4 protein-coding genes are annotated in these 4,666 nt (G+C 26.9%); all 4 read right to left on the reverse strand.

Annotated features, from left to right (window positions below):
• Positions 1 to 7 precede the first annotated feature (7 nt).
• Complete coding sequence (gene miaB / locus SVN78_08615) at positions 8 to 1,012, reverse strand: tRNA (N6-isopentenyl adenosine(37)-C2)-methylthiotransferase MiaB (protein MDY6821667.1); 1,005 nt, start codon at positions 1,010 to 1,012, stop codon at positions 8 to 10.
• Positions 1,009 to 1,731, reverse strand: a complete 723-nt coding sequence (locus SVN78_08620) for a hypothetical protein (protein ID MDY6821668.1) — start codon at positions 1,729 to 1,731, stop codon at positions 1,009 to 1,011. Before SVN78_08620 ends, miaB begins: the two co-directional genes overlap by 4 nt.
• Positions 1,732 to 1,734: 3 nt before the next feature.
• Positions 1,735 to 2,922, reverse strand: coding sequence for a hypothetical protein (locus SVN78_08625; protein MDY6821669.1), 1,188 nt, complete (start codon positions 2,920 to 2,922; stop codon positions 1,735 to 1,737).
• Between the two features lie 7 nt (positions 2,923 to 2,929).
• Positions 2,930 to 4,666 (reverse strand): FAD-linked oxidase C-terminal domain-containing protein (locus tag SVN78_08630; protein MDY6821670.1); only part of this gene is annotated, 1,737 nt, incomplete at its 5' end.

The following is a 4,666-nucleotide window of genomic DNA, read 5'->3' on the forward strand; positions in this document are numbered from 1 at the left end:
CCAGGCCTCACAGAATACTTAAAAGAAAATACATTATGTACTTTACCTCATTTAATATATTCAATGTATCATTGAAGTCTCCTTCACTTTCTCCAGGATAGCCTACAATGAAATCAGACGAAATTGCTATATTTGGTATATATTTTTTTAATTTCTCTATTTTTTTTAGGTATTCTTGAGATGTATACTTTCTGTTCATTGATTTTAATATTTTGTTTGAGCCTGATTGGATCGGTAAATGTATCTGTTCGCATACTTTCTCATTGTCACGCATAGCAAAGATTAAATCCTCATCAAAATCTTTTGGATGAGAAGTTACAAATCGGATCCTTTCTAAACCATTAATATTATTAACCATACTTAAGAATTTTGGAAAATTAATAGTTTCGTCAAGGGTTTTTCCATAAGAATTTACATTTTGCCCCAATAATATAACCTCTTTATACCCTAACTCTACCAAATATTTTATTTCATCTAATATTTCTTCAGGATCTCTACTTATTTCTCTACCCCTTACATAAGGAACGATACAATATGAACAATAATTATTACACCCTTTCATTATTGAAACATAAGCTATAGTACTGGGTTCTCTTTTAAATTTGCCTTTAATAAGCTTATTAGATTTAAAATCTGTATCGACTATTCTTTCACCTAGCTCAACCTGATTCATAATTTCTTCAAATCTATTCAATGCATCTGTGCCTACAACAAATGAAACATCTTTAAATCTTTCCATTATATTATAACCCTGTTGTTGAGCCACACACCCACATATACCTATTTTTATTTCCCTATCTTTTCTTTTCAATTTTTTAATACGCCCAATCTCAGAATATACCTTCTTTTCAGCTTTTTCTCTTACACTACAAGTATTTAAGATTATATAATCTGCATCCTCATAACTATTTGTTTCATAATATCCTTTATTAATTAGTACAGAAGAAATATACTCTGAATCGTATTCATTCATTTGACAGCCATATGTTTTTATATAAAATTTTGTCATCATTTTATGTGCTCATTTAATGTTTTAATATATTCCCTACTTTTATCATAATAATTGCTATATCTATCAACATTTCTAAACCAATATAGAGCATCCTTTAATTCATATTCACTAACTTGAAAATCTGATTCAAGTATTTTATTATATCTTTTCTCACCAATTTCAAAAGCAATTTTACTTTTTAGATCAAGTATCTTTTTATCCTTTACCTCGATTAATTCTAATAACTCATAGGCTCCAATCAAATCTCCTTCTTTATAAGCTTTTAATGCATTATTATAATAATATTCACCCAATCTATCTGTTAAATTCTGTATTTCTTCAACTATTTTATCCATTAGCTTATTTGCTTCTTCATATAACAAGTCTTTATCATTTATTTTATTTAAAAGGTCTATAGCCTCAATAAGTTTTACCTGTGCATCTTTGAAATTACCCTTTTCTAAATTATCTAAAGCTTCCTCATATTTTATTTTTGCTTTTCTGATAATTTCCTTATTTTTAATGTATCTTTTTATCTTAGTATCAACTAATATTGCTTTTCTATTATACCTATTTATTTCTAAGGCCTTAGAAGTAAGTTTTTCGGCCTGTTCTACATCTCCAGCTTTTAGCATCTCTTCTGCTTTTTTAGCCAATTTATAGCTTTCATCTGTTAATAAATATATAGCTAAAAATATAAAAGCAATTATTATAGATAATGAAATTAATACATTCTTCATTATTTAATAATTATCCAAGTATTTTTTTAGTTCAATACTTTTTAGTTTATCACTAAATATAGATGATTTCTCTTTGTTTCCCAACTTTTTATATGATAGAGCTAAAAAAAAGTAATCGAAATCACTACTAGGATCGCCCAAAAATATTATAAGGTCATTGAACTTTTTGTTTTCATATAGAAATCCAACATATTTTCTTCTATCTTTACAATTTGACAGATAACGCAATATCTTGTGATTATAAAGGCTCTCTTTAATCAAATATCCACCATAATCACATAAATATTTACCATTCTCCTCATTTATAAATTCACTTAATTTGTTTATATTTTTGTTTTTTATAAAACAAGCTATCTTATTTTTATTCAACAATCTTTTGTTATCTATACATTTATCAATTAAAGAGCAATCATATGTTAATCCTTTATCATTATATATCTTTATTGCTCTACAATAATTTTCACTTTCTATGTGAAAATTATTTAAAAAGGCATTAAAATTATTTATAAATTTATCATAATCTTCTTTTTGCCAGTATCTAGATAGTGCAAGGTTTACAAAATCATCATCTTTATAAAAGCCAAATACCTTCCAGAATTTATTATATTCTTTATTTTTAAAAAAATATAAACCAATTTCCCTTAAATCTTCTTTTTTGACCTTTGATAAATCTATACAATTAAAAACCCTATTATATAATTTGCTATTTAGAAGATTATATAAAACTTGCAATTTATTTTCATCTGTTAGGTTATCACATATTATATTAAATAGTTTATCATTTTTTTCACAATTAGAATTGATGTATATATTTGTAAACTCATAAAGGGGATATTTTTTTAAAAAGTCCAATGACAAATCACAATTTACATTAGTTAGTGCAAACATCTTCATCTCTCGTACTTGAGAAATATTAATTCTTGGGTCGTTCCTTGTTTCTATTCCATCTAAAAATAAGAGAGTTTTCTGAAAGTCCTTCTCCTTAAAATAAATTGTTGCAAGTATATAGCTTGCAAAGGATTTTTTTTCTTTAGAATCTGCTTGTTTTACATATTCTTTAAGATTATCTTTCGCAATATCAATAAAGCCATCTCTATAGGCTTTAAGCCCTATAATATAATTATTTACATCTGCATTTACATATATACAATTTAAAATTATTAGAATAATTACTGATATTCTGAAGAACATATTTAAATTAATTATCTAAAAGTTCTACAGGGTGCAAAACAGGTTTCTTTGATATACTCTTAAGTCTCATTCTGCAAGAGGGACAATCTGTCAAAAGTAAATAATAACCATCTCTACCTTTTTTATTAATTCTATTCTTAAGATCGTCTCCAATCTTTTGACTTATAAGCGAGTTTTTATTGTACATACCCCAACTACCAGCCATGCCACAACAGTTACTATCTAAAGATTGAACCTCTAAATATTCCAATTTTTTTAACAATTCTAATGAAAAATTTTTTCCGCTTTGAAATTTTAGGTGGCAAGGTTCGTGATATAGAGCTTTTCTCTTCTCTTTATCATTGTATTTGTTTTTTTTAAACTCAATATCTATAAGAACTTCACTTATTAATTTTGTTTTTCTACTAATTTCATAGATAATTTCATCATCTATGATTGATTTCCAAAGATTCTTTAAGGCATATGTACAAGAAGAGCAGGCAGAAACAATATATTGAATGTCATGTACAATATCACCCCACTTTTCTATATTTTTTATAATCTTCTTTTTTGCTAGATCAACTAATCCTTTTGAGACAGCTGGTATACCACAACAAAACTGGTCAGGTAATATTACCTGAAAACCATGTCTCTCCAATATATTTATTGTATCTAAACTTATATCTGGCTCTATATAATTGTAGTAACAACCAGAAAATAACAGAATTTTTCTGTCTCCTTTATTTGAATGATTTTTATACTTTTTAAAAAGATTATTTTCTGCTAGTTTAATCTTTTTTATATCACTACCAATATTTATTAATTTAGACAATGAGTTAGATACTAAACCTAAACTAGTAAAATAATTATTAAACCTTACTAAAAGAGGGGTTAATATTTTAGCATAATCGAGATTTGAGGATAGCCTATAAAAAAGGGGAATCCTTTGATTCTTATAATATATGGCTTTTGCTTCCATAGACAGCTTTGGTACATTCACATTTGATGGACATTCAATAGTACAAGCACCACAATTAATACACCTCTCCATTATTGCCTTAAATAATGGGTTTCTTATAACATCTTCTTTCAATTCACCTGATATTAATCCTCTAAGTATATTAGCTTTACTTTTAGGTGCACTAATCTCATCAAAATCAAACTTGTAGACAGGGCACATTCTTAATATATTAGTAGGTATCGTGCAATTTGAACAACCATTACACATATCAATTTCAGTTATAAAATCTCTATAAGACCAGTTAAAATTCATATCTTCAACAATATTGTGCTCACTGTAGTCTTTGCCAAACCTTAAACGTTCTTTCACTTGATTTTCATCAAAATATGTTTTTATATATGGATTTAATATATTATAAGATTCTAATATTTTTTTCACTTCTAAAAACAGCTTATAGATGGTTGGATATTGTTTTTTTATATAGTATGATCTGTTTAACCCTTCACCATGTTCTCCTGATATAGTACCACCTAAAGATATCACTAAATCTGATGCCTCATCTGATAATATTTTTAATAATTCTACATCTCTTTTATTTTTTAGATTAAGCCTTGGTTCAGTATGAACTACCCCTTTGCCAATATGACCAATGATGGAAAATTTCAGCCCATATTTCTCTAAAATCTCATACATTAGCTTAAAATAGTTTACTAACTGTGATACAGGAATAGCTGCTGATTCAATTAAATGAGTTGTTTTCTCATCTCCCCTTAACTTATATAACATTGGAGCAGCAGCCTTTCT

The sequence above is a fragment of the Deferribacterota bacterium genome (assembly GCA_034189185.1).
GTDB lineage: Bacteria > Chrysiogenota > Deferribacteres > Deferribacterales > UBA228 > UBA228.